Origin of the sequence: Longimicrobium sp. (assembly GCA_036389135.1) — a bacterium.
In the GTDB taxonomy this organism is placed as follows: domain Bacteria; phylum Gemmatimonadota; class Gemmatimonadetes; order Longimicrobiales; family Longimicrobiaceae; genus Longimicrobium.
This window is the reverse complement of sequence record DASVQP010000124.1, coordinates 23,026-47,218: the sequence shown is the minus strand read 5'-3', so window position 1 is coordinate 47,218 and position 24,193 is coordinate 23,026. Positions and strand designations below refer to the sequence as shown.

Sequence of the window (24,193 nt, the reverse complement as noted above, 5' to 3'; positions counted from 1 at the left end):
CGGTTACCCGCGCAAGCGGGCGGCGAGGCGCTCCGCGGCGCGGGCGCAGACTGCCCACATGGTGAGCGTGGGGTTGACGCCGTGGCACGAGGGGAAGACGGCCGTGCCGAAGACGTGCAGCCCGGGCGTGTCGTGGACCTCGAGATCGGGATCGACGACCGAGGTGGCGGGGTCGTGGCCCATCCGGCACCCGCCCAGCTCGTGGCTGCTCACCACGCCGGCGAAGCGGGGCCCGCGCCAGGTGCGGGCAGCGCCCATGGCGCGCAGGATCTTCTCCGCCTCGCCTTCCATGAACTCCGACATGCGGTGCTCGTTGGGCTGCATGTCGTAGGTGATGCGAAGCAGGGGGAGCCCCAGGCCGCTGCGGTCGCGGTGGCGAGGGTCCAGCTCCAGGTAGTTGGCGTGGTACGGCAGCGTGTCCGGCTGCAGGCGCACGGCGGCGACGTGCTGCCACTCGCGCAGGTGGTCGCGGTACGGGCGGCCCCACGAGCGCACCTCCGGCGGGAGCGCTTCGCGGCTGATCTGGATGGGGAGGCGCTGGTTCTCCACGTTGGGCGCCGCGCCGCCGATGAAGCCGTGCGCCGCGGAGTCGAAGCCCGCGGAGATGTAGTCGTCCAGGCTCCACATCTGCGCGGCGGGGCCGGTGTGGGCGTTGAAGACCACGCCGGGGAAGTGGCCCGAGACGTCCGACCACAGCTTGCTCATGACGTGCTTCCCCACCTGCCCCGCGTCGTTCCCCACCCCCTTCGGATGCCGCGTGCTCCCGGAAAGCAGCATCAGCCGCACGTTCTCGAATGTGTAGCTGCACAGGATCACCGTGCGCGCCTCCTGCACGCGCGCGGTGCCGTTGGCGTCCACGTACTCCACGCCGCTTGCGTGCCCGTCGCCGTCGGTCAGCACACGGAGGACCCGACAGTGGGTGCGCAGGTCGAAGTTGCCGGTGGCGAGCGCCTGTGGGACCCAGGTCTGCCCCGGGTGCCAGCGCTCGTCATTGAAGGGGCCGAAGCCGCCGCTCCACGCGCAGTAGGTGATGGCAGGATTGCCGTTGTACGGCTCGCTATTGACGGCCACGGGGGTGGGGTACGGATGCAGCCCCAGCGCCTCGGCCCCCTGGCGGAAGAGCTCGCCCATGCGAAAGGGGCGCACCGGCGGCAGCGGGTACTCGCCGGCGCGCGGCACGAACGGGTTGGCGCGCGCGTCGCCCGCGACGCCGATGTGCTGCTCCAGCGCGGTGTAATAAGGCTCCAGCTCGTCGTACAAGACCGGCCAGTCGGCCAGCGTGTGCCCCTCGGGAAGGAGCCGGTCCGCGCCGGTCTCGCGCAAGTGGGAGAGGAAGCGGAAGTGGTGCGGATGGCAGCGACGGAGCGCACCGCCCCAGTGGATGACGGAGCCGCCCACGCCGTTCATCATCCGCCCCAGGGTAAAGGTGGCGGGGCGGGTGGGCTCGTTCTCGTTGCGGCGCCAGCGCGGCGTCTCGGCCAGGAACTTGGGGCCCATTCCGCCGCGGCAGTAGTACGACGACCCCAGCTCGTCCGGCACGAAGTCGCGCTTCGTGCGCCAGGGGCCCGCCTCCAGCCCCACCACGCGCAGCCCCGCCGCGCAGAGGATGGACGCCGCCATCGCCCCCGCAGCGCCCACGCCCACCAGCACGACGTCGGCGGCGCCGGCGGGGGGCTCGGCGCCGCGCTGCGGATCGTAGCCGGGGATCTCCACCGGCTCGCGCGGGCCGCCGTCCAGCGAGTAGCCCACGTCGGCCAGCGACAGAATGATCCCGTTCTTGGTGGCGGGCTCGGTGGCGAGGTTCTCCTCCGCCGTGTTCTCGAACCAGACGCCCGGGTGCCCCAGGAAGCGCCATCCCGCCTTCCCCCGGTTCCCGCCGTACGCGGGGTCGGCGAAGAGCCCTTCCTGCAGGTGCTGCCGCAGCATCGCAAAGAAGTCGCGCGGCGGCGGCACGTGGAAGCCGTCCAGCGTCCCCGCCTCCAGCTCGGCCAGGAGCGCGTCCTGCTCGGCGGGCGCGCACTCGGCGAAGGGGCGGTCGTGGCGGCGGCAGGCGACGCGGTCGAAGCTCGCCAGCCCCACGCGGTACTCGTCCACGCGGTCGCGGTAGGCACCGGCGAGCGCGCGGTCCAGGTACGCGAGCACGCCCAGCTCGGCGGCGCCCGGGCCATGCTCGTCGGCCGGAAACATCCGCTCGAAGATCGCCGCCGCGGTGCGCGCCTCGTATGGGTTGAGCGCGAGGAGCGCGGGGTCCGCCGGGCCGGGGTACGGCTGCACGGCTACGCGGCGGCGACCGTGTTGCGCAGCACGCCGATGCGCTCGATCTCCGCCTCCAGCACGTCGCCCGGCTTGAGCCAGGTCTGCGGATCGAGCCCCATCCCCACGCCGCTGGGCGTGCCGGTGGAGACCACGTCGCCCGCCTCCACCGTCTGCCCGCGCGAGAGCACGGCGATGATGGTGGGGATGTCGAAGACCAGGTCGCGCGTGCGGCTGTCCTGCATCGTCTTTCCGTTCACCCGCAGCGAGAGAGCGAGATCCCCCGCGTCCGGCAGCTCGTCGGCGGTGACGATGCACGGGCCCATGGGGCAGGTGCCGTCCAGGCTCTTCCCCTTGAAGAACTGCTGGTGCCGGTTCTGGAGGTCGCGCGCCGAGATGTCGTTGATGACGGTGTAGCCGAAGATGTAGCCGAGCGCGTCTTCCCTGGCGATGTTCTTTCCCGTGCGACCCAGCACGAAGCCAAGCTCCACCTCCCAGTCGAGCTGCGTGGTGATCGCGGGATCGAGCGGGATCTCGGCGCCGTGGCCGATGACGGTGGTGGGGGACTTGGTGAAGAAGACGGGGTGCTCGGGGAGCTTCTCCGGCAGCCCCTTCGCCCGGGCCGACTCGTACGCATGCTCCGCGTAGTTCATCCCCAGGCACACGATGTTCTTGCGCGGCCGCGGGATCGGCGCGAGAAGCCGCACGCGCTCCATCGGGAGGACGTCGCTCGCGGCTTCCACGGCGGCGCGGGCGTCGTCCAGCCCCGCTTCGCCGCGCTCGATCAGCGACAGCATGTCCGCCGCGACCGTCCCCAGGTCCACCACTCCGCCCTCGACGAGCGCGCCGATCCGCGCGCGGCCCTCTGCTTCGTACGTCACCAGCTTCATCGGGTGCTCCGGTTGTGTGGGCCCTCTCCCCCAGCGTCGCTCCGCGACGCATCCCCCTCCCCCAAAACTGCCTGGGGGAGGGGGAGGTTGGAAAGGGTTGGTGCGGTGTTCTCTTCTACGCGGTTACGTGGGCTACGGTCTGCGGGCCCTCGGGCAGAACGGCGACGCGGGCGGCGGGGCCGTAGCGGTGGAGCAGTTGGCTCAGGGTCGCCTCTATGTCGGCGCTGGGGATGAGCATGGCGGAGCGCACGGTGTCCGGCGGCAGGGCGGAGAAAAGGTGCACCTCGGCGCGGCGCTGCACCAGCGCTTGACACTGCGCCTGCCACTGGTCGTGCATCTCGAAGCCGGGCTCCTCGATCATGCGCAGGAGGTCTTCGGCGGACTCGCGCATGCGCAGGAGGTCCTTGAAGCTGCCGTGGTCGGGAAGGCCGTCGCTGCACTCGGCGGCGACGACGATGGCGCCGCCGGGCTTCACGATGCGCGCCGCGGCGCTCATCCCCTTCACCGCCTGGTAGACGCTCTGGTCCAGCGGGTAGCCGCTGTTGGTGGAGAGGACGACGTCGAAGGCGCGGTCCACCGCGCGGGTGGCGTGGCGCGCCACGAAGCGGCACGCTTCCTGGTGCGCCTGCAGGTAGTGGCCCGCCCAAACGCCCGTGATCTCGCGTTGCGGATTGATGGCGACGTTGACCAGGAAGTGCGGCGGAGCCATCGCCACCGCCGCGCGGATCTCCTCCTGCACCGGGTTCCCCTCCAGCCGCGCCCAGGTGGAGCCCGGGTCGCCGATCATGCGCGCGCTGTGGAGGTGCTTGATGGTGCGGATCCCCGCCAGCGCGGGGATCACCCCCTTGGGGCCGCCGCTGAAGCCCGCGAAGAAGTGCGGCTCCACGAAGCCCGTCACGATCCGGACGTCCGCCCGCAGCCACTCGTCGCTCACCCACACCTCGCCGCCGAGTGGGGTGTCGCCCACGCGGGTGAGCCCCGCCTCCGCAAAGGCGTCGTGGTTGACGATGCGCACCGTGCCCACGATGTCCGCGCCGAGCATCGTCACCAGCTCGTCGCGCGTGTTGGGGCGGTGCGAGCCGGTGCCGTTCAGGATCACGAAGTTTTCGCGCGGCACGTGCGCCAGCTCCGCCATGATCCAGGGGACCAGGCGCTCGCTGGGCGTGGGGCGCGTGATGTCCGAGATGGAGATGGCGACGGTGGACCGCTCCGTGGCCAGCTCGCGCAGCGGCGCCGCGGCGGTGGGAGCGCGCACGGCTTCCAGGAAGGCCGCGTGCTCGTCCCGCAGCCCCGGGAGCTCGTGGGGCGAGATCACCACCGCGTCGTCGGGGACGGCCACCTGCAGCCGGCCGCGGCCGTAGGCGAGCGAGACGCGCACGGCTACTGCGGCGGCAGCGGGGCGGCGGCCGAGCCGTACGGCATCATCCCCTCCGTGGACCCATCGCCGTAGCTCACGTAGACGGTCTTTTTGCGGAAGTAGTGGGCGTAGCCGTGGTGTCCGTCGTCGCCGCCCATCCCGCTGAGGCCGTAGCCGGCGTGGAAGCCCTGGAACTGCTCGGGCCCGATCTTGTTGATGTACACCTCGCCGCAGCGCAGCCCCTTCACGGCGCGCATCATCTTCTTGAGGTCGCTCGTGAAGAGGTAGGCGCTCAGGCCGTACGGCGTGTCGTTGGCGAGCGCGATCGCCTCGTCGAAGTCGTCGAACGCCATCACCGGCGACACGGGGCCGAAGACCTCCTGCTGCATGATCTCCATGTCGTTGCGCACCCCGGTGAGCACGGTCGGCTGGTACCAGAAGCCGCGACCGAACTCGCCGCCCTCGGGACGCCGGCCGCCCAGCACGACCTCCGCCCCCTGCTGGCGAGCACGCGCTACCATTTCGTCCACTTTGACCACTTCGGCCTCGTTGACCTTGGGGCCCAGGTCGATGTCGGAGCGCATGGGGTCCCCTATGCGCAGCCCGCCGGCCAGGGCGACGTAGCGCTCCAGGAAGCGGTCGAAGACGCTGCGGTGGACGTACGTGCGCTCGTTGCAGGTGCACACCTGGCCGCAGTTCACGAAGCGCGCGTGGATGGCGTGCCGCACGGCGAGCTCCACGTCGGCATCCTCCATCACGATGAAGGGCGCCTTGCCGCCCAGCTCCAGCGAGACGACGGTGATGTTCTCGGCGGCGGCGGCCAGGATCTCGCGGCCGGCGCGCACGGAGCCGGTGACCGTCACCAGGTTGGTGTTGCGGTCGCGGACCAGCGCGTCGCCCACCTCACGCCCGGCGCCCGTCACCACGTTGACGACGCCGGGCGGCAGCCCCGCCGCCTCGCAGATGCGGGCCAGCTCCAGGGCGCTGAGCGGAGTGTCTTCGTGCGGCTTCACCACGATGGTGTTCCCGGCCATCAGCGCCGGCGCCACCTTGCGGGCGAAGAGGGCCGCCGGGTAGTTCCACGGGATGATGGCCGCCACCACGCCGTAGGGAACGTTGCGGATCCAGATGTCCTCGTCCGGCGCGTCGGAGGGAAGGATCTCGCCGGCGGGGGCGCGCGCAAAGGAGGTGAAGTAGTCGAAGAAGCCCGCCGTGCCGCCGATCTCGCCGTGCGCCTCCACCAGCGGCTTCCCCTGCTCGCGCACCACCACGCGCGCCAGCCGCTCGGCGTCCGCCTCGATCGCCCTCGCGATGCGGGTGAGGTACGCGGCGCGCTGCACGCCGCTGAGCGCTTCCCAGGCGGGCTGCGCGGCGCGGGCCGCTTCCAGTGCGGCGCGGGCGTCGTCGCGCGTCCCCTCCGGCACCTCGGCGAACGCTTCGCCGGTGGCCGGGTTGACCACCGGCCGCACCGCGCCGCCGGCGGCGCCGCGCCACTCCCCGCCGATCCGCATCGCGTGGCTTTCGAGACGTGCTTCGGACTGCATCTGCTTTCCCTTTGGTCAGGCGGCGGTCCAGCCGCCGTCGAGTACGATGGAGGTGCCGGTCACGAACGCCGCGTCGTCGGAGGCCAGGTAGAGCGCGGCGGCGGCGACCTCTTCGGGCGTGCCCAGGCGGCCCATCGGCTGGCGGGCTTCGAGGGCTGCGCGCGCTTCGGCCTTGTCTTCGGCGCCGGCCAGCAGGCGCTCCACCCAGGGCGAGTCGACCGTGCCGGGGCAGACGCAGTTGACGCGGATCCCCTGCTTCACGAAGTCCATCGCCACCTGCCGGGTGAGCGCGATGACGGCGCCCTTGCTGGCGCAGTACGATGCGCGCTTCGGCACCCCTACCATCCCCGCCACCGAGGCGGTGTTGACGATGGCGCCGCGCCCCCGCTTCACCATGTGCGGCAGCGCGTACTTGCACCCCAGGAAGACGCTGCGGACGTTGACGGCCATCACGCGGTCCCAATCCTCCGGCTCGCACTCCACGGCGTCGGTGGTGGAGCCGATCCCCGCGTTGTTGCACAGGACGTCGATGCGGCGCATCTCGGAGATTATCCGCTTGATCATGCGGCGCACCTGCTCCGGCTCGCTCGCGTCCACCGTGTGCGGCAGGCAGAGCCCGCCCTCGGCGTGCACCATCGCAGCGGTCGCCTCCGCCGCGTCACCGTCGAGGTCCGCGGCCAGCACGCGGGCTCCCTCGCGCGCGAAGAGGAGCGCCATCGCCCGCCCAATCCCCGATCCCGCGCCCGTGATCACCGCCGCCTTGTTGTCTAGCCGCACGCCGCCTCTGGTGTTGGGATGGTGCGGGGGCCCTCACCCCCGTCTCGTTACACCCGACTGCCCCCTCTCCCGATAACAGGAGAGGGCTGCGCCCTCCTGTCATCGAGAGAGGGGGCTGGAACTCCGCGCGCCGCACCAATGTCTCGTAGGGGCGCGATTCAACGCGCCCACCCTTGCCCTCGTCTCGACCATTTCGCAACGCACAAATCCCGTAGGGGCCGCCCCACGTGGCTGCCCGTGCTTTCCGCCACGCCGTACCTGCCCCTATGGCCCGTGCCGCTCGACGCGATACCGCTCCACCGTTTCGGGGTTCAGGACGACGCCGAGGCCGGGGCGCTCGGGGAGGGCGATGGTGCCGTCGGGGCGCACGGTGAGGGGCTCCTGGAAGAGCTCGGTGCGGAGCGGGTTGGGGTTCTGGTCCAGCTCCAGCCAGCTTCCGTTGGGGATGGAGGCGATGAAGTGCATGTTGGCGATCGCCGCCACCGCGGACGAGAAGTTGTGCGGGATCACCGGAAGGCCGTAGGCGTGCGCCAGCGCCGCGATCTTGCGCGTCTCCGTGATGCCGCCCGACCAGATCACGTCCGGCTGCACGATGTCCACCGCGCGACGCGAGATCAGCTCGCGGAAGCCGGGGAGCGACGACTCCGTCTCGTAGCCGGCCACCGGCGTGGTCACCCGGTGCGCCACCAGCGCGGAGCCCTCGATGTCCTCCGTCCCCACCGGCTCCTCAAGCCAGTAGATGTCCTGGTCCTTGACCGCTTCCATGAAGCGTAGCGCGAGCGACGGGGTCCACGCGTTGTTGGCGTCGATCGCCAGCTTCACTTTGGGCCCCATGGCGGCGCGCGCGGCCCGGACGCGCTCCACGTCTTCCTCGAAGCTGACGGTGGCGTAGTCCGGCGCGTTCATGTCCGGCAGGGGGTTGAGGAGGGCGTCAGGCTGGCGGCCCACCTTGATCTTGATGCAGCCGAAGCCCCGCTCCGCGTAGCCGCCCACCTCCTCCGCCAGCGCCGCCGCATCCTTGTCCGCCGCGTAGAAGCCGGCGGAGGCGTACACGGGCAGGTGGTCGCGGTAGCCGCCCAGCAGCCGGTAGAGCGGGGTGCCCGTGGCCTGCCCCACGATGTCCCAGAGCGCGATGTCCACGCCGGAGATGGCCTGCATCAGCATCCCGCGGCGGCCGCGCTGGTGGGCGCGCGACGCCATCATCTGCCAGAGCCGCTCGATGCGGAATGGGTCCTGGCCCAAGACGGTGCGCTTCAGCTCCCCGATGATGAGCGATTCGGTGCTCTCCAGGAACCCGCCGTACGCCGCCGCCTCTCCCAGCCCCACGATCCCCGCGTCGGTGTGCACCTGCACCAGCAGCGTGGGGCGCGACGGCATGTAGTGGATGGCATCCGCCATCGCCACGTCCATCGTGTAGTGCAGCTTCAGGGTGGTGACGTCGGTGATGATCAACGGCGTGCTCCGGGTGCGTTTGGGCCGGCAACGGTGACAGGGTGGGCACGGGCAGCCACGCGGGGCCTGCCCCTACAAGGATGTGCGCGACCCGCGGAGATCCCTGCGAGCCTCCCCCCTCTCTCGATAACAGAGGCGCCAGCCTCTCCTGTTATCGGGAGAGGGGGGCCGGGGGGGTGAGGGCCTCCACGCTCGCCCCGTCCGACGCGGAGCAGACGTAGACGCGCGGCTCCAGGCCGGCGCGGGCGCGGTACTCGTCCGCCACGGCGCGCGCGAAGTCGGGGGCGGCGTCGGCGCGCACCAGGGCCACGGCGCAGCCCCCGAAGCCGGCGCCCGTCATGCGCGCGCCGTAACAGCCGGGGTGCGCCTGCGCCAGCTCCACGATGGTGTCCAGCTCCGCGCGCGAGACCTCGAAGTCGTCGCGGAGCGAGGCGTGGCTGGCGTCCATCAACCGGCCCACGGTGGCGGCGTCGCCGCGCTCCAGCGCGCCGGCGGCCTCCACGGTGCGCGCGATCTCGGTGACCACGTGGCGGGCACGGCGGCGCATCACCGGCTCCATCTCGCCGCCGCGGGCCTCGAAGGCCTCCGGCGTCACGTCGCGGAGGGCGCGGACGTGCAGGACGCCGGCCGCCTGCTCGCAGTGCCGCCGCCGCTCGTTGTACGCCGAGTCCACCAGCCCGCGGCGGGTGGCGGTGTCCAGAATCACCACCGAGGTCCCCGGCGGCAGGGGGACGGCGCGCGTATCCAGCGAGCGGCAGTCGATCAGCAGCGCGTGCCCCGCGCGACCCGAGGCGGAGATCATCTGGTCCATGATCCCGCAGTAGACCCCCACCCACTCGTTCTCCGCGCGCTGGGCGAGCTGCGCCATCTCGCGCGGGTTCCAGTCGAAGCCAGCCATCGCCGCGAAGGCGCGCGCGGTGGCCAGCTCCAGCGCGGCGCTGGACGAGAGGCCGGCGCCGATCGGCACGTCCCCCGCGGTGACGCCCTCCCAGCCCACGAGGCCGCGGTCCTTTTTCTGGAGCGCCCACGCCATCGCCTGCAGGTACTCGATCCACCCGTTCCCACTGCTGGCCAGATGGCCGATGTCGAACGACCGCTCCTCGTCGAAGTCCAGCGAGTGGACGGAGACGATGCGGTCGGTGCGCGGGCGGAGGGCGATCCACACGGCGCGGTCGATGGCCATGGGAAGGACGAAGCCCTCGTTGTAGTCCGTGTGCTCGCCGATCAGGTTCACCCGTCCGGGCGCGCGCACCACCGCGGCGGGCGGCTCGCCGAAGCGCTCCTCGAACGCCCGCACCACGGTGGCCTGGAGGGAGTCGTTGCTCGTCATGTGCGGGTCAGGGTGCGGCGTAGCCGTGCGGGTGCGACCGGTGCCAGGCCCAGGCGCTCTCGATGATGTCGCGCAGCTCCGGGTGGCGCGGCGCCCACCCCAGCTCCGCGCGGATGCGATCGCTGGCGGCCACCAGCACCGCGGGGTCGCCGGGGCGGCGCGGGCCCACGCCGGCGGGGATGGGGTGGCCGGTGACGGCGCGGGCGGTCTCGATCACCTCGCGCACGCTGAAGCCGCGGCCGTTCCCCAGGTTGTAGGTGCGGCTCCCCTCGTCCAGCGCGTGCAGCGCCAGCACGTGCGCCTGCGCTAGGTCGCTGACGTGCACGTAGTCGCGCACGCAGGTGCCGTCCGGCGTGTCGTAGTCGTCGCCGAAGACCATCACACGCTCACGCTGGCCCAGCGCCACCTGCAGCACCAGGGGGATCAGGTGCGTCTCCGGGTCGTGGTCCTCCCCCAGATCGGGCGACACGGCGCCGGCCGCGTTGAAGTAGCGCAGCGCGGCGTAGCGCATCCCGAAGCGGTCGTCCATCCAGTGCAGCATCCTCTCCAGCACGTACTTTCCCTCGCCGTAGGGGCTGCCGGGGGTGATGGGCGCAGTCTCGCCGATGGGTACGCGGTCCGGGATGCCGAACAGGTTGGCGGTGGAGGAGAGGATGAAGCGCCGCACCCCGTGCGCGGCGGCGCTCTCCAGCAGGTTCAGCCCGCAGCGCACGTTGTCGCCCAGGTACAGAAAGGGCTTCTCCATCGACTCGCCCACCAGCGTGTGCGACGCGAAGTGGAGGATCCCCTCCGGCCGGTGCTCCGCCAGCGCATCGTCGATCGCCGCGCGGTCGGCCAGGGTGCCGTTCACGAAGGCGGCGGCGGGGTGAAGCGCCTCGTGGTGCCCCTGCGACAGGTCGTCGAAGACGGTCACCTCGTGCCCCGCGGCCAGCAGCTCCACCACCGCGGCGCTGCCGATGTAGCCGGCGCCGCCGGTCACCAGCACCCTCATCGCGCGCCCCGCGTCTCGGCGAGGGCGCGCAGGCGCTCGGCGCTGCTCTCCGGGGTGACGTCGCGCTGCGGCTCGCCCAGCATCTCGTAGCCCACCATGAACTTTTTTACGGTGGCCGAGCGCAGCAGCGGCGGGTAGAAGTGCATGTGGAGGTGCCCCTCCGGGTGCGCGCGGCCGTCGGTGGGCGCCTGGTGCACCCCGGCCGAGTACGGAAAGGAGACGCCGAACAGGTTGTCGTAGCGGCGGGTGAGGCGCCCCAGGATATCGGCCAGCCCGTCGCGCTCCGCGTCGTCCAGCTCCGGCAGCGAGGCCACGGGACGGCGGGCGACCACCAGCGTCTCGAACGGCCACACCGCCCAGAAGGGGACCAGGGCGACGAAGGCGTCGTTGGCGAGCACCACCCGCTCGCCGCTCGCCTCCTCCAGCCGCAGGTAGTCGGCCAGCAGGGTGCGGCGGTGGCGCTCCCAGTGCTCGCCCATGCGCCGCGTCTCGCGGGCGGGGCCCTGCGGCACCGACTCCTGCGCCCAGATCTGCCCGTGGGGGTGCGGGTTGCTGCACCCCATCATCTCCCCCTTGTTCTCGAAGATCTGTACGTGGCCGATCTCCGGGCGGCTGCCGAGGCGCGCGTACTCCTCCGCCCACACGTCCACCACGCCACGCACGGCCGCGGGCTCCAGCTCCGGCAGCGAAAGGTCGTGGCGCGGGGAGAAGCAGATCACCCGGCACACCCCCGGCTCGGCGCGCGCCACCAGCAGGCCGTCCACGTCCATCTCCGCCGGCTCCGCGCCGGGGCGCAACGCGGCGAAGTCGTTGTCGAAGACGAAGGCGCCCGTGTACTCCGGGTTGCGGTGGCCGCCCGCGCGCTCGTTGCCGGGGCACAGGTAGCACGCGGGGTCGTGCGCGGGGCGGTGTGCGGGCGCGAGCTCCTCCACCTGCCCCTGCCACGGCCGCAGCGCCCGGTGCGGCGACACCAGCACCCATTCGCCGCTCAGCGGGTTGAAGCGCCGGTGCGGCTGCTCGCGAAGTGCGCCGGGCAGGGCGTGCGGAAGCTCCATGCGCTCGTCAGCGCTCACACGGCTCGCCCGACGGCACCCGCAGCTCCACCCCGGAGGCCACCGGCTCCCCGAAGTCCGGCGACCCGTCCGCCCGCCAGGTGAAGCGCTGCGCGCGGATCACGCGGTTCCAGTTGGGGAGCGTGTCGATCTTGGCGTGGTAGATGATCCAGTCCTCCGTGCCGTCCGGCGACCTGGCGAAGCCGTTGTGCCCCGGCCCGTGCACCCCGTTGGCCGCCGCGAAGACGGGGCCGGACTTGGTCCAGCTCGACCGCTGCATGGGGTCCGCCGTGGGGCTGTTGAGGCGAAGCTGGCCCAGGCGGTACGCCGGCGTCCACGACTCGCGGGTGGAGTAGATGATGAAGACCTGCCCGTTGCGCTCCAGGATCTGCGGCCCCTCGTTCAGGTCCAGCCCGTCCGTGGGGTCCACGCGCCGCTCCCAGCTCTCGGTGGGGGCGGAGATCTGCGCGCGCGGCCCGCTGATGGTGTGCGGGTTGGTCATGCGCGCCACGTAGATGTACTGCGGCGTGCGGGCCAGCGGCGTGTTGTTCTCCCACCCGGACCAGAAGCCGTAGAGCTGCCCGTTCAGCCGGTGCACCGTGAAGTCGATGGCCCACACGTCGTCCGCGCGCGTGGCGGGGTCGCCACCGGTGTCCAGCTGGCCGAGGTCCTCCCAAGCGCCCTGCGGGTTGTCGCCGGCGGCGCGCAGCACGCCCGCGCGCTGGTAGATGAACGGCGCGTCGGCGGGCCCGGGGCGCCCCGCGGCGTAGTAGATGTACCAGCGGCCGTCCACGCGGCGGATCTCGGGAGCCCAGACGTGCGTCTGGTTCCAGCCGCTGTCAGGCGCGGTCCACACCCGCACGCTGTCGCGCATGGGATCGGTCAGCTTCCTCGACCGGAACACCCACACGCTGCTATTTTGCCCCTCCGGGTTCCTGGACTGCGCCATGTAGTACCAGCCGTCGCTCAGCTCCACCCACGGGTCCGCGCCGCGGGCCACGGGGTTGGTGAAGGTGCACGCGGCGGCCGAGGGCGCCGGGGTGGCCGCGGGTGCCGGGGCGCACGCGGCGAGCAGGGCCAGGGCGAGCAGGGCGGGCCCATTGCGGGCGAGCATGATCCGACCACGAGTGCGATTCATCGATGCATTCCCCAGAGCGTGTTGCAGCGCCGGCCAGCTACCGGCCCCTCTTTCCGGAAGACGCCGACCAGGGCGATCCGTACCTGCTCGCCATCCCGGAGGGGGTGGCGGCGGAATTCCGCTACTACGTCTACGTCACGCGCGACGAGACCAGCGATGGGCGCGGCGGCGTGGCTTCGGCGGGCGCCTTTCCCGCCTTCGGCTCGCACGACCTGGCCACCTGGCACCCGCTGGGGCCCACCCTGCGCGGCGACGCCACCCGGCACGCGTACTGGGCGCCGAGCGTGCGCTTCGTCCCCGGCCTGCCGCGCCCGTACGTCATGCTGTACTCGCACGGCATCGGCATCGGCCCGGAGGCGCACATCGGCCACGTCATCCGCCGCGCGGACAGCGAGCGCCCCGAGGGCCCGTTCGTGGACAGCGGCCACGTGCTGACGCCGGACACCGACTTCGCCATCGACGCGGACGTGTACTCCGCGCCCGACGGCTCGCTGCGCATGGCATACGCCACCGACTTCACGGACGACGAGCCGTACGGCACCGGCATCGTGGAGGTCGCGGTGAGCGGCGACCTCACGCGCACCCTCTCGCCCCCCGCCCTGCTCGCGCGCCCGTCCGAAAGCTGGCACCTCTTCGACGCCGCCCGCAGCATGCCGTGGAAAACGATCCCCGGCGTGGACTGGCGCACCGACCGTGTCGCGTGGAGCACGGTGGAGGGGCCGGTCGGCGGCCTCGTGTCGCCGGGCGGCCGGCGCGTGTACCTGTACAGCGGCGGCTGCTACTTCGGCTTCTACGCCGTGGGCGCGCTGGCCGAGGACGACGGGGGCCGGCTGGTGAACGTGACGCGCGACGGCGGGCGCTTCGTGCTCCACACCATGCCCGAGCACGGCTTCTACGCCCCCGGCCACTGCGCCTGGTTCCGCGCCCTCGACGGCCGCGATTGGCTCGTCACCCACGCCCGCTTCGGCTCACCCACGGCGCCGCGCAATGCCTGCCTGGTCGAGCTGCGCTGGGATGCCGAAGGGCTACCGTACTGCCCACCCCCGGAGCGCCCACCCTGAACCTCCTGAACGGAGCACCGCCCAATCTGTGTCTCCGCACCGGAGACGCCGCGCCCACCCTGAACCTCCTGAACGGAGCACCGCCCGATCCGTGCTCCCGCGCCGTATTGGGGTGCGGAGTGAAGGAAGCGATCCACGCCGCCCGCTCGCCACTGGCCCATGTTCCGTAGCCATCCCTGTACGGATCCCGGCGCGGGGGCCGGTACGGCACGGTTGGCGTCGGTCGTCTCCTTCACTACGCGCCCCGGGTCCGGCGCGGAGGCAGATGCGGCGTAGGCGCTCCGTTCAGGAAGTAGGGCTAGCGCGTCACCGGACGCGGCCGGGGCGTGGCGGAGGGGCCGCGGTCCACGCGCGGCCAGCCGTTCGCGTACACCAGCCTGTCGATCAGCATCACCCGCCGCGAGTTGACGTCGTCGGTGGGCTTGTTGCGGGGCCGCCGCGCGTCGACGGCGTGGTAGACGATCCAATCGTCGCCGCGCGCGTCGGTGATGACGGAGTTGTGCCCAGGCGCCACCCACCAGCCGGCGCGCTCCAGGATCACGCTGTTGCGCGCGCCCGTGGCGCTCGCCAGCGTCTCGAACGGGCCGGTGGCGCTGCGCGAGCGCGCGACCATGGCGGCGTAGTGCGCTTTCGGGCCGCAGCAGTTGTCGCCGGAGTAGAACAGGTAGTAAAAGGGCGCGCGGTACGTTACCCAAGCCCCTTCCACGAGCCGCTGGTAGTCGGTGGAGTCAGAAGTTGGCACCGTGTGAACGAGGTCCACCGGGCTGCTCCCCGGCGCGAACGACACCCGGTCGGCGGCGAGCTCCTGCACCTTGATGGGCCCGAATCCGCTCCCCCAGTAGAGCAGGCGCTTTCCGGTGGCCGGGTCGTCAAAGGACATCGGGTCGATGTTGATGAAGCTGCGCCCGCACTGGAGCGGCTCCCCCTTGTCCACGAACGGGCCCTCGGGGCGGTGGGCCGTCGCCACGGCCAGGCACAGGCCGCGGCTGGTGTCGCGCACCGCCGCGTCCGGCTTGGCCGAGTAGTACAGGTAGTAGGTGCCGCCGTGCTCGGATACGTGCGGCGCCCAGAAGTCCTGCGTCTCGCTCGCCCAGCGCGGCCTGGCCGGCAGCGCGTCGCCGAGCCGCTCCCACGCCACCAGGTCGCCTGACCGCGCCACCTGGATGTTGACGGGCGTGCCGTCGCGCTCCCCCTGCGTGGCGTACGCGTAGTACATCCCATCCGGCGCGCGGATCACCGTGGGATCGGGAAAGTCCACGTCCAGCACGGGGTTTGTGTACGTCCCCGCATCCGGCGCGCGGGGCGCGGGCGTGGCGCAGGCGGCGAGAGCGAGAAGGGCGAGTACCACCCCCGGCGGTTGAAACCGCTGCAACAACCGCGGGAAGTCCCCCTTCGGGGACTCCGCCGCCTGGGCCAATGCCTGACCCCGAGTCCGCGCAGGCGGACTTTGTGCTTTTGTTGCCGCGAGTTCACTCGCCATCTCACCCATCTCACCCCTAACCATGCGCCGCCCGCTTCTGGAGGCGGCTCTGCACCACCACCACGCCCAGCAGGAAGACGCCGCGCAGCACGCCCTGCCACCAGGGGGTGATGGTGCCCTCCAGGTTGAACAGGTTGAAGATCACGCCCAGGAGCAGCACGCCCACCACCGTGGAGCCCACGCCCCCCTGCCCGCCGCTGAGCAGCGTGCCGCCCACCACCACCGCGGCGATGGCGTCCAGCTCCCAGCCGGTGCCGGCCACGGGCTGCCCCGCACCCAGCCGCGCGGCGAGGACGACCCCCGCCAGCCCCGCCAGCAGGCCGCTCAGCGCGTAGGTGGCGATCAGCACGCGGTCGATCTTGAGGCCGAGCAGCCGGGCGGCGTCCTGGTGGTCGCCCGCGGCGTAGATGTAGCGGCCGAAGCGCGTGTAGCGAAGCATCACCCATCCCGCGAGGAACGCCAGCGCGGCGAGCACCACCGGCACCGGGATCCCTAGCACCCGGCCACGTCCCAGCCAGAGGAAGCCCTGCGCCGCGCGGTCCACCCGCACCGAGTTCTCGCCGGTGACGCCCAGCGCCACGCCGCGCGCCGCGATCATCATGGCGAGCGTCACGATGAACGGCTGGATGCGCGCGCGGGTGATGAGGAGGCCGTTGATCGTCCCCAGCAGCGCCCCGGCCGCGAGGCCGCCCCCCACCGCCACCGCCGTCCCCTGGTCCGAGAGCGAGGCGGCCACGATCCCCGCCACGGCGAGCACGGCGCCCACCGACAGGTCGATGCCGCCGGTCAGCACCACCAGCGTCATCCCCAGCGCCACCATCCCGAGCATGCTGTTCTGCCGCAGCACGTTGAGGAGGTTCTCGGAGGTGGCGAACGGCGCGTAGCGGATGGTGCCGAAGACGCATACCGCCACCAGCGCCACCACCGCGCCCTGCCGCTGCAGGAGCGACGCGGCCTTTGCGCGCAGCGCCGGAGTCCTGCGCGCGGGGATGCCACTCCCCGCGCCGGGCGGCTGGCTCCCCGCCTCCGCGGCCCGCACGCCGAGCGCCGGGCCTCCCATCTGCCCCTGGTGTTCCACTAGACGCGCCTCGGTCGCTGGAGGTAGACGGCGAAGAGGATGATGAACGCCTTGAAGGCGAGCGCCCAGGCGTAGGGCACGAGCAGCATGTTGAAGCTGGTGGCGATCACCTGCATGATGAGCGCGCCCACCACGGTGCCCAGCAGCGTGGCGCGCCCGCCGCTCAGCAAAGTGCCCCCCACCACCACGGCGGCGATGGCGTCCAGCTCCACGTTCTGGCCGATGCGCGCCGCGGCGCTCGCCCCCAGCCGCGCCGCCTGCACCAGCCCCGCCAGCCCCGCCAGCATCCCGCTGATCACGTAGACGGAGACGACGGTGCGGCTCACGGGGACGCCGGCCAGCCGCGCCGCCGCCGGGTTGCCGCCGGCCGCCAGCACGTACCTGCCGAACGGCGTGGCGCGCAGCACGAAGACGGCGAGCGCCACCACCAGCGCCGCCACCAGCACCTGCACCGGCACCGGCCCTATGTGGCCGCGCCCCAGCGCCAGGAAGCCCGGATTGTCGATGGCGATCAGCGCGCCGTCGCGGTTGATGACCTGCGCCAGCCCGCGCCCGGCCAGCAGCGTGGCCAGCGTCACCACGATCGCCTGCACCTTGAAGTAGGAGACGAAGGCGCCGTTCAGCAGGCCCACCGCCATCGCGGCCAGGAGCGCCGCCGGCACCGCCACGGCCAGCCCCCGGTCCAGCGTGACCGCCGCCACCGCCGCCGAGATCGCCATCACCGAGCCCACGGAGAGGTCGATGCCGCCGGTGGCGATCACCAGCGTCATCCCCACCGCCACCAGCAGCGTGACGGAGAGCTGGAAGAGGACGTTCCAGAAGTTGCCCGTCGTGGCGAAGTTGGGGGTGAAGATGGCGTTGGCCGCCACGATGGCGACCAGCGCGACCACGGCTCCGCCCGTCGGTCCCATCGCCCCCCACCAGCGGCCCATCGTCCCGGCGCCCGGGGTGGGGCGCGCGGCTGCGGATGCCTCCATCGGTCAGCTCTCCAGGGCGGGGGCGGCGGCCGCGCTTCCCTCGGCCATCGCGTGGATGATCGACTGCTGCGAGATCTCCGCGCCGCGCAGCTCGGCCACGTTCTGGCCGTCGCGCAGCACCACCACCCGCGAGCTTCCCTCCACCAGCTCCTCCAGCTCCGACGAGATCATCAGCACGCCGAGCCCGGTGCCGGCCAGCTCGTTGATCAGCGCCTGGATCTCCGCCTTGGCGCCGATGTCGATGCCGCGGGTGGGCTCGTCCAGGATGAGGAGCGCGGGGTTCATGCAGAGCCAGCGGGCCAGCAGCACCTTTTGCTGGTTGCCGCCGGAGAGCTCGCGGATCTTCTGGTCGGCGCTGGTGCACTTGATCCCCAGCCGCCGGATGAAGCGGTCTACGATCTCCCGCTGCTTCGCGCGGTCCACCACCCCGGCCCGCGTGAGGGTGGGGAGCGCCGCCAGCGTCAGGTTCTCGCGCACGGAGAGCTCGGGGATGATTCCCTCGCCCTTGCGGTCCTCGGATACGAAGGCGATCCCGGCCTCGATCGCGTCGTCGGGGGTGCGGGGGTCGAGGCGCTTGCCGTCCATCTGCATGGCGCCCTCCTGCGGCGGGTCGGCGCCGAAGATGGCGCGCGCCGTCTCGGTGCGCCCCGATCCCAGCAGCCCGGCCACTCCCAGGATCTCGCCCTTGCGCACGTCCAGCGTTACGCCGCGCAGCTTCTGCCCGCGCCGCAGCCCCTCGGTGCGCAGCAGCGGCGCCGCGGCGGATGCTTCCACCGGGTGCCCCGTGAACGCCGTGGTGCCCTGCCGCAGCGCCTCGCGCGGCTTCCCCAGCATCAGGCACACCAGGTCGAGCCGCTCCAGCTCCGCCAGGCTGTGCGTGCCCACGAGCTTCCCGTCGCGCAGCACGGTGACCCGGTCGCAGACGGCGTACAGCTCGTCGAAGCGGTGGCTGATGTAGACGATGGCCGTCCCCTCGGCCTGGAGCTGGCGGATCAGGTCGTACAGGATGGCGACCTCGCGCTCGGCCAGCGAGCTGGTGGGCTCGTCCAGCACCAGCACCTTGGCGCCGAGCGACACGCCGCGCGCAATGGCGACCATCTGCTGCTGCGCGGTGCTGAGCGCGCCCAGCGTGGCGACCGGGTCGATGTCCAGCGCCAGCCGCCGGAGGAGCGCGCCCGTCTCCGCGTTCATGCGCCGCCAGTCCACGAACCCCCACCTGCGCGGCTCGCGCCCCAGGTACACGTTCTCCGCGACGGTGCGGAAGCTGAGCAGGTGGATCTCCTGGTGCACCGCGATCACCCCCGCCGCCTGCGCGTCGGCAGGCGAGCCGAAGTGCACGGGCTCGCCCTCCAGCCACATCTGCCCGCCGTCGCGGCGGTACGCGCCGGTCATGATCTTGATGAGCGTGCTCTTCCCCGCCCCGTTCTCCCCCACCAGCGCGTGCACCTCGCCCCTGCGCAGCGTGAAGTCCACGCCGTCGAGCGCCGTGGCGCCCGCGAAGCGCTTGACGATGCCTTCGAGGCGGAGGATTTCGGGGGCGGGTTCGGTCATGGAGGGGTGCGTGGGTGCGAAAGGGAGTGCCTGGTGCTAAGTGCTAAGTGCTAAGTGCTAAGTGCTAAGTGCTAAGTGCCTGGGCGAAGTTACTGAGCACTTGGCACTTGGCACTTAGCACTGCTTTTCATCAATACGCTTCCGCCACGAACTGCGCCGCGTTCGTGCGGTCGAAGAAGCGGTCCTCGATCAGCTTCTTCGTGGGGACCGTCTCGCCCTTGCGCACCTGCTCGATCGTCTCGAAGGCGATGGGGCCGAAGCGGGGGTTGCTCTCCACGGTGGCGCCGAGCTCGCCGCGCTGGATGGCTTCGAGGGCGGCGCGCTGGCCGTCGATGGAGACGATCTTTACCTGCGTGCCCGGGGTGAACCCCGCAGCCCGCAGCGCCTGGATCGCGCCCAGCGCCATCTCGTCGTTGTGCGCGTAGACGGCGGTGATCTGCTTGCCCAGCGACTGCGCGATGTTCTGCATCACGCTCTGCCCCTGCGCCCGCGAGAACTCGCCCGTCTGCGAGGCGAGGATCTTCATCCCCGGGTGGCGGGCGATGACCTCGCGGAACCCCTTGGCGCGGTCCGCGGCCACCGACGAGCCGGGGGTGCCGGTCAGCTCCACGATCCCCGCGGTGCCCCCCGTCTCCTTCACCAGCCACTCCGCGGCCCGCTTCCCCTGGTCCACGAAGTTGGAGCCCAAAAAGGTGACGAAGTCCTCGCCCGGCGTTCCCTCCGCCTCGCGGTCCACCAGGATCACGGGGATGTTGGCGTCGCGGGCGGCCTGCAGCGCCGGGGCCAGCCCCTCGAACTCGCGCGGAGCCAGCAGGATGACGTCCACGCGCCGCGCGATCAGGTCCTCCACGTCCGCCACCTGCTTGGCCGTCTGGTCCTGCGCGTCGGTCACCACCAGCTCCACCCCGCGCTTCGCCGCCTCGGCGCGAAGGCTGGCCGTCTGCGCCATGCGCCAGGGGTTGTCGTGCCCCATCTGCGAGAAGCCCACGGTGAACTTGCCGTCGTCCGCGCTCTTGCGGCAGCCGGCCAGCGCGGCGAGGGCGAGCACGGGAAGCACGCTCGCGCGCATCAGGGTACGGAACCGGGGCAGGGGCATCGGGAAGCTCGGTCGGGTGGGGGGCTGGATTTCCGGCGGTCCGGACCGGATGCGTCACCGGGCGGTCCGCGGATACGAACTTTCTTGAAACGTTTCAAATCGGTTCAGGGACAGTACGGCGGCGGGGTGCGCGCTGTCAAGAACCTTTTCGGCGGCGTTCCCGGTGGCGCAGCGCGGAGGATCGGCGACTTCGCTGCGGCGCAACGAGATGCAGCGTTTGCGCACACTTTCGGGCGGAAGCACGCGGAGTGTGCGGCCTCGGCGTGCTCCCTGGCGGCGTAACATGATGCTTGACAGCCCCGATGCCAGCCTCTAACCTGAACCAATCGAACCCGTTCAGAGATGTTCAGGCCCGGCGTCCAAGCCGTAGCCTCCGCACTCCCCGACCCATCCGCATGACCACCAAGCAGTCCACCATCAATGACGTCGCGCGGCTGGCGGGGGTCTCCAAGGCCACCGTCTCCGCCGTTTTGAACGATACGGGCACCGTGAAGCGCTCCACCCGCGAGCGCGTCCTCTCGGTGATCGAGTCGCTCAACTACCGCAAGAGCGGCCCCGACCGGCGCAGCACGGGGCAGCAGGTGCGCAGCCTGGCGCTGGTCATCAAGGAGATCGACAACCCCTTTTACGGCGAGGTCATCACCGGCGCGCGCGCGGCGGCGGACGAGGCGGGCTACACGCTGCTGGTGATGAGCACGGAGGGCGGCCACGAGGCGGAGCGGCGCGCGGTGGAGCTGCTCCAGCGCAAGGAGGTCGACGGCCTGATCCTGACGCCGGTGCTGGACGCGGACGCGGACCTTTCGCACCTGTTCGAGCTGAAGCGGCGCAACTTCCCCTTCGTCCTGCTGGAGGAGGTGCGTGGCGTACCGGGGAGCCTGATCGACGTGGACAACGAGGCCGCCTCCCGTAAGGCCGTGGAGTTCCTCATCGGGCAGGGGCACACCCGCATCGTCCACTTCGCCGGGCCGGGGTACTCGTCGCACAGCCAGGAGCGCATCGACGGGGTGCGGCGGGCGTGCAGCGGGTCGCACGTCATCTTCACCGACCACGACGTGGTGCGCGCCGGCGCCCACCTGGAAGACGGCTACCGCACGGGGCTGGAGTACTTCCGCGAACGGCCGGCCGCGGAGCGCCCCACGGCGGTTACGTGCTACAACGACCTGGTGGCGATCGGCCTCTGCCGCGCGCTGGCGGAGCTGGGGCTGAGCGTTCCCGGCGACGTGTCGGTGATCGGGTTCGACGACATCGCCCTCCTCGACTACCTGCCGCTGCGCCTGACGACGGTGCGCATGCCCAAGGGCGAGATGGGGCGGCTCGCGGCGCAGCTCCTCATCCGCCACATCGAATCGCGCGAGGCGGTGCCGCCCGAGAAGGTGTACCTGGAGGCAGAGCTGGTGGTGCGCGACTCCACCCGCGCACTCGCCGGGCCCGTGGCGGAGCGACCGGTGCTCGTGCGCGTCGCGAGCGGCGACGGCAGGACGAGCGGCGACGGCAGGACGGGCGGCGACGGGACCGGCGCGACGGACGGCGCGCGGCGCACTCTGAGCCCCGCATCGCGATGAACGCCGCTACGGTGGCCGGCATGGGAGCATGGATCGGGATGCCGCCGGCTGCCGCGCGCGCGGAGCCGTCGTGGCGCCCCGCGCCGGGCTCACTGCTCACCCGCTGGGCGGCCGATGTAGATCCGGCGAATCCCCTCCCCGAGTACCCGCGCCCGCAGTTGGTGCGCCCGCGCTGGCAGAGCCTGAACGGGCTCTGGCAGTTCGCCGCGCTGGGCGACGGCGACGCGCTCCCCTTCGGACGCGCCCTCCCCGAGCGCATCCTGGTGCCCTTTCCCGTCGAGTCCGCGCTCTCCGGTGTGGGGCGGCGCGCGCAACGGGTGGTGTACCGCCGCACCTTTCGGGCGGAGCGCGCGGAGGGGGAGCGGCTCCTCCTCCACTTTGGCGCGGTGGACTGGCGCGCGCGGGTCTTCGTGAACGGGCGGCAGCTCGCGGAGCACACGGGCGGCTTCGACGCCTTCAGCGTGGACGTGACCGAAGCGCTGCGGGCGGGACGCGAGCAGGAGCTGGTGGTGGCGGTGGACGATCCCACGGACGGCTTCGGACAGCCGCGCGGGAAGCAGGCCACGGAGCCGCACCCGATCTTCTACACCCCCGTCACCGGCATCTGGCAGACGGTGTGGCTGGAGCCCGTCCCCGCCGCCTCCATCGAGTCGCTGCGCATGACGCCCGACGTGGCGGGAGAGGCGTTGCGGCTGACCGTGCGCGCCCCCGCGGGGGCGGCCGTGGAGGCCGTGGCGCTGGCGGACGGGCGCGAGGTGGGGCGCGCGCGGGGCGTGGCCGGGAGCGAGATGCGCATCCCCGTGCCCGCGCCGCGGCTGTGGGGGCCGGACGATCCGTTCCTCTACGACCTGCGCGTGACGCTGCTGGACGGCGAGCGGGTAGCGGACAAAGTGGACAGCTACTTCGGGATGCGCACGGTGGGGCTGGAGCGCGACGGGCGCGGCTTCACCCGGATCGCGCTGAACGGCGAGCCGTGGTTCCACGTGGGGCCGCTGGACCAGGGGTGGTGGCCGGACGGACTGTACACCGCCCCCACCGACGAGGCGCTGCGCTGGGACGTGGAGCGGACGAAGGCGCTGGGGTTCAACTTCACGCGCAAGCACATCAAGGTGGAGCCCTCCCGCTGGTACCACCACGCCGACCGCATCGGCCTTCCCGTGTGGCAGGACATGCCGTGCGGCTGGAACGACACGGACGAGGCGCGCGGCCACTTCGCCCGCGAGCTGGCCGCGATGATGGAGGGGCTGCACAACCACCCCTCGGTCATCGTCTGGGTGCCGTTCAACGAGAAGTGGGGTCAGTGGTCGGAGGAGGGGACGCGCGAGACGGTGGCGGCGATGCGGCGGGCCGATCCTTCGCGCCTGATCGACGACGCGAGCGGCTGGCAGCACACGGCGAGCGGCGACGTGATCGACGTCCACCGCTACCGGGGCCCGCAGGCGCTGGTGCCATCCCCCAAAAAGGCGACCGTCGTGGGCGAGTACGGCGGGCTGGGGCTGCCGGTGGAGGGCCACCTTTGGCGCGAGCGCGACGAGGACAACTGGGGGTACGGCGGCGCTTTCGAGTCGCAGCCGGAAATGAACGACGAGTACGACCTGCTGATGAAGCGGATGTACCGCCTGCGCGACACGCACGGGATGAGCGCGGCCGTCTACACGCAGCTCACGGACGTGGAGACGGAAGTCAACGGCCTCTTCAGCTACGACCGCGCCGTCCTCAAGTTCGACGCGGCGCGCCTGTCGGCGGTCAACCGGGGCCTGGCGCCCCTCATCCTCCCCGAGTACGGCGTGTTTACGGACTCGGTGGAGGTTTCCGTCCACCAGGGCACCCCCACCGAGCTGCGCATCACCACGGACGGAACCGAGCCGACGGCGGAGAGCCCCCTCTTTCAGCCCTTCACCCTCCGCGCCGGCGCCACGGTGCGCGTGACGTCGTTCGTGGACGGGCGTCCCGTGGCCGCGGCAACGGCGGAGTTCCGAAAGACGGACGGGCGCGCGCCGGTCAGCGAGGTGAGCGTGGTGCCGGGGATCGAATACGCGTACTTCCGCGACGACTCCCCCGAGCCGCCGTTCCGCCTCGACTGGCCCGTGCGCCAGCGGGTGGAGCGGCTCGAGGCGCGTCCGGGAGACCCCGAGCCCACCGGCAACGGAACGCTCCCCGGCTTCTCCCTGGCGCCGCGCGACAGGGACGAGCTGTTCGGATTCCGCTTCACCGGCTACCTGCGAGTCCCGGACACCGGCGTCTACACCTTTGCGGCGCGCTCGGACGACGGCATGGCGCTGTGGATCGGCGAGGAGCAGGTGATGTGGTCGATGGGGCAGTCGCCCGCCACGCAGGAAGACGAGGGCGCGATCGCGCTGCGGGCCGGGCTCCACCCCTTCACCCTCAGCTACCACCAGGCGTACGGCGCGATGGTGCTGGAGCTGTTCGTGGAGGGCCCCCGGATGCCGCGGCAGCGCATCCCGGATACGATGCTGTTCCGCGCCCCGCCGGCGCGGTAAGAGGAAATCGCGTGGGTGGCGCGTCCGCGACAGGGCGCTCCACCCGCGCCCGCTTTACCGGGCCGCCCTTCCGGACGGCCCTTCCGGTGACCCGCCACCCGCG

General features: G+C 71.9%; 18 protein-coding genes. 3 read left to right on the top strand and 15 right to left on the bottom strand.

The features are described from left to right. Positions 1–3 precede the first annotated feature (3 nt). The 10 genes from VF584_25030 to VF584_24985 all read right to left on the bottom strand — a co-directional run bounded on the left by VF584_25030 (position 4) and on the right by VF584_24985 (position 12,784). Positions 4–2,274: a GMC family oxidoreductase gene (locus tag VF584_25030; protein HEX8213464.1), complete on the bottom strand. Its 2,271-nt coding sequence runs from the start codon at positions 2,272–2,274 to the stop codon at positions 4–6. Between the two features lie 2 nt (positions 2,275–2,276). Further along, positions 2,277–3,143: a fumarylacetoacetate hydrolase family protein gene (locus tag VF584_25025; protein ID HEX8213463.1), complete on the bottom strand. Its 867-nt coding sequence runs from the start codon at positions 3,141–3,143 to the stop codon at positions 2,277–2,279. 115 nt (positions 3,144–3,258) lie between these two features. Next, positions 3,259–4,521 carry a nickel-dependent lactate racemase gene (gene larA / locus VF584_25020; GenBank protein ID HEX8213462.1) on the bottom strand — a complete coding sequence of 421 codons (1,263 nt, stop codon included), beginning with the start codon at positions 4,519–4,521 and terminating at the stop codon, positions 3,259–3,261. Between the two features lie 2 nt (positions 4,522–4,523). Beyond that, on the bottom strand, positions 4,524–6,044 hold the full coding sequence (gene aldA / locus VF584_25015) for an aldehyde dehydrogenase (GenBank protein HEX8213461.1): 1,521 nt from the start codon (positions 6,042–6,044) through the stop codon (positions 4,524–4,526). A gap of 15 nt (positions 6,045–6,059) precedes the next feature. Further along, positions 6,060–6,821: an SDR family oxidoreductase gene (locus VF584_25010; GenBank protein ID HEX8213460.1), complete on the bottom strand. Its 762-nt coding sequence runs from the start codon at positions 6,819–6,821 to the stop codon at positions 6,060–6,062. Positions 6,822–7,085: 264 nt separating this feature from the next. Next, positions 7,086–8,273, bottom strand: a complete 1,188-nt coding sequence (locus VF584_25005) for a mandelate racemase/muconate lactonizing enzyme family protein (GenBank protein ID HEX8213459.1) — start codon at positions 8,271–8,273, stop codon at positions 7,086–7,088. A 151-nt stretch (positions 8,274–8,424) separates the two neighbouring features. After that, on the bottom strand, positions 8,425–9,603 hold the full coding sequence (galK, locus tag VF584_25000) for a galactokinase (GenBank protein ID HEX8213458.1): 1,179 nt from the start codon (positions 9,601–9,603) through the stop codon (positions 8,425–8,427). A gap of 7 nt (positions 9,604–9,610) precedes the next feature. Next, positions 9,611–10,594 (bottom strand): UDP-glucose 4-epimerase GalE, encoded by a 984-nt coding sequence (gene galE, locus VF584_24995; protein HEX8213457.1) that lies wholly within the window; start codon positions 10,592–10,594, stop codon positions 9,611–9,613. Beyond that, positions 10,591–11,667 (bottom strand): UDP-glucose--hexose-1-phosphate uridylyltransferase, encoded by a 1,077-nt coding sequence (locus VF584_24990; GenBank protein HEX8213456.1) that lies wholly within the window; start codon positions 11,665–11,667, stop codon positions 10,591–10,593. The genes galE and VF584_24990 overlap by 4 nt, the downstream gene beginning before the upstream one ends. Next, on the bottom strand, positions 11,657–12,784 hold the full coding sequence (locus tag VF584_24985) for a glycoside hydrolase family 43 protein (protein ID HEX8213455.1): 1,128 nt from the start codon (positions 12,782–12,784) through the stop codon (positions 11,657–11,659). Before VF584_24985 ends, VF584_24990 begins: the two co-directional genes overlap by 11 nt. A gap of 2 nt (positions 12,785–12,786) precedes the next feature. Between VF584_24985 and VF584_24980 the strand changes: the two genes are divergently transcribed. After that, on the top strand, positions 12,787–13,845 hold the full coding sequence (locus VF584_24980) for a family 43 glycosylhydrolase (protein HEX8213454.1): 1,059 nt from the start codon (positions 12,787–12,789) through the stop codon (positions 13,843–13,845). Positions 13,846–14,143: 298 nt separating this feature from the next. Here VF584_24980 and VF584_24975 read toward each other — a convergent pair whose 3' ends face one another. The 5 genes from VF584_24975 to VF584_24955 all read right to left on the bottom strand — a co-directional run bounded on the left by VF584_24975 (position 14,144) and on the right by VF584_24955 (position 20,027). After that, positions 14,144–15,217 (bottom strand): glycoside hydrolase family 43 protein, encoded by a 1,074-nt coding sequence (locus VF584_24975; protein HEX8213453.1) that lies wholly within the window; start codon positions 15,215–15,217, stop codon positions 14,144–14,146. Between the two features lie 124 nt (positions 15,218–15,341). Next, positions 15,342–16,385, bottom strand: a complete 1,044-nt coding sequence (locus VF584_24970) for an ABC transporter permease (protein ID HEX8213452.1) — start codon at positions 16,383–16,385, stop codon at positions 15,342–15,344. Between the two features lie 17 nt (positions 16,386–16,402). After that, a complete protein-coding gene (locus VF584_24965) occupies positions 16,403–17,380 on the bottom strand; it encodes an ABC transporter permease (GenBank protein HEX8213451.1) in 978 nt (325 codons plus the stop codon). 3 nt (positions 17,381–17,383) lie between these two features. Next, positions 17,384–18,931 carry a sugar ABC transporter ATP-binding protein gene (locus tag VF584_24960; GenBank protein ID HEX8213450.1) on the bottom strand — a complete coding sequence of 516 codons (1,548 nt, stop codon included), beginning with the start codon at positions 18,929–18,931 and terminating at the stop codon, positions 17,384–17,386. Between the two features lie 130 nt (positions 18,932–19,061). After that, positions 19,062–20,027, bottom strand: coding sequence for an ABC transporter substrate-binding protein (locus VF584_24955; GenBank protein ID HEX8213449.1), 966 nt, complete (start codon positions 20,025–20,027; stop codon positions 19,062–19,064). Positions 20,028–20,422: 395 nt separating this feature from the next. Here VF584_24955 and VF584_24950 point away from each other — a divergent pair, with 395 nt between their 5' ends. Further along, positions 20,423–21,589 carry a LacI family DNA-binding transcriptional regulator gene (locus tag VF584_24950; GenBank protein HEX8213448.1) on the top strand — a complete coding sequence of 389 codons (1,167 nt, stop codon included), beginning with the start codon at positions 20,423–20,425 and terminating at the stop codon, positions 21,587–21,589. Beyond that, a complete protein-coding gene (locus VF584_24945; protein ID HEX8213447.1) occupies positions 21,586–24,090 on the top strand; it encodes a PA14 domain-containing protein in 2,505 nt (834 codons plus the stop codon). The genes VF584_24950 and VF584_24945 overlap by 4 nt, the downstream gene beginning before the upstream one ends. Positions 24,091–24,193: the final 103 nt, after the last annotated feature.